Source organism: Variovorax sp. KBS0712, from assembly GCF_006323185.2.
Taxonomy (GTDB): Bacteria; Pseudomonadota; Gammaproteobacteria; order Burkholderiales; family Burkholderiaceae_C; genus Variovorax; species Variovorax boronicumulans.
The window spans coordinates 1-1,533 of the sequence record NZ_VCCD02000010.1; the positions used below are offsets into that span (position 1 = coordinate 1).

A 1,533-nucleotide genomic window follows, 5' to 3' on the forward strand; every position below is an offset into this window, starting at 1 on the left:
GTTCTTCGCATCCGGTTTCATCTTCGCGACCTGGGGCGTGCACGTGCCGACGGTCAAGGCGCACTACGCCATCGACGAGGCGCAACTCGGGCTCGCCATGCTCGCGGCCGGGGCCGGCGCGATGGTCGGCCTGACCAGCGCCGGGCGCTGGATCGGCCGCCACGGCCCGCGCCGCATGGCCGCGCTGTGCGGCTGCGTCTACGCCCTGCTGATCGCCGGCCTGATCGCGATGCCCGGCTATGCCGCGCTGCTGGGCCTACTGGCGGTGTTCGGCCTGGTCACCAGCGTGTTCGACGTGGCGATCAACACCGAAGCCGCGCAGCTCGAACTGCGCGGCGGCCAACCATTGATGAGCGGCATGCACGGCATGTTCAGCCTCGGCGGCATGGTCGGCGCCGCGAGCGGCAGCGCGGCGCTGGCCGCCGGCATGGCGCCCCAGACGCACTTGTGGACGGTGGCCGTGGTAATGATCGGGGTCGTCGCAATCGCGTCGACGCGCATGCTGCCCACGCCGACCGCCCCCGCTGACGGTGCGACCGCAGCGGACCACGGCTTCCGCCTGCCGCGCGGCGTGCTCGCAGTGCTCGGCGTGCTGGCCGCGCTGGGGTTGATCGCCGAGGGCGCCATCTACGACTGGAGCGTGCTCTACATGCAGCAGGAACTGGGCAGCCCGCAGCAGCAGGCCGCCCTGGCCTATGCGAGCTTTTCCGCCGCGATGGCGGCTGCGCGTTTCGGTGGCGATGCGATGCGCGCCCGCTTCTCACCCACCGCATTGCTGCGTGGCAGCGGCCTGCTCGCGGCAGCGGCCATGACGCTGGTATTGCTAACCGACCTGCCCTGGCTCGCGCTGCTCGGCTTCGCGGGGGTCGGCGTCGGTTTTGCGAACGTGGTACCGATCCTGTTCGGGGCTTCGGCCCGCGTGCCGGGCGTGGCGCCTGCCAACGGCATTGCCGCCGTGTCGGCCATCGCTTACTTGGGGTTCATGGCAGGGCCCGCGGTGATCGGCCTGCTGGCGCGGGTCAGCTCGCTGACCGCGGCGCTCTATGTGGTGGTCGCCTTTGCCGCCGCGCTGGCGGCCTCGGCCCGGTTCACCGGCAGCGGCGACAGCAGCGCCACCTGACAAAAGCCGCGCTCAGCGCAGCGCCGGCGAAGTCCTCAGCGCACTCACCGAGGCCGCGCCCATGGCGGCGCCGAACTTCTTGGCCAGCTTCTCGGCCACGTTGTCGCGGCGCGTGTAGTCGATGACTTCCTCGGCCTTGATCACCTCGCGTGCCACGAAGTCGACATTGCCCAGCTGGTCGGCCAGGCCGAACTCGACGGCCTGCTCGCCGCTCCAGAACAGGCCGCTGAACAGGCCCGGGGTGTCGAGCTTGAGGCGGTCGCCGCGGCCGGCCTTCACCACGTTGATGAATTGCGTGTGGATCTGGTTGAGCATCGCCTGGGCATGCGCGCGCTGCGCGTCGTTCATCGGGCTGAACGGATCGAGGAAGCCCTTGTTTTCACCGGCCGTCAGCAGGCGGCGCTCGACGCCGA

Annotated in this window: 2 protein-coding genes; one reads left to right on the forward strand and one right to left on the reverse strand. The window is 70.5% G+C overall.

What is annotated here, in order from left to right:
* On the forward strand, window positions 1–1,120 hold a 1,120-nt coding region (locus tag FFI97_RS33490), incomplete at its 5' end, for an MFS transporter (protein WP_260685272.1).
* Window positions 1,121–1,132: 12 nt separating this feature from the next.
* On the opposite strand, the gene FFI97_RS33495 is transcribed toward FFI97_RS33490, so the two are convergent.
* Window positions 1,133–1,533, reverse strand: a 401-nt coding sequence (locus FFI97_RS33495) for a S49 family peptidase (RefSeq protein ID WP_185993776.1), incomplete at its 5' end; no start/stop codon positions are given.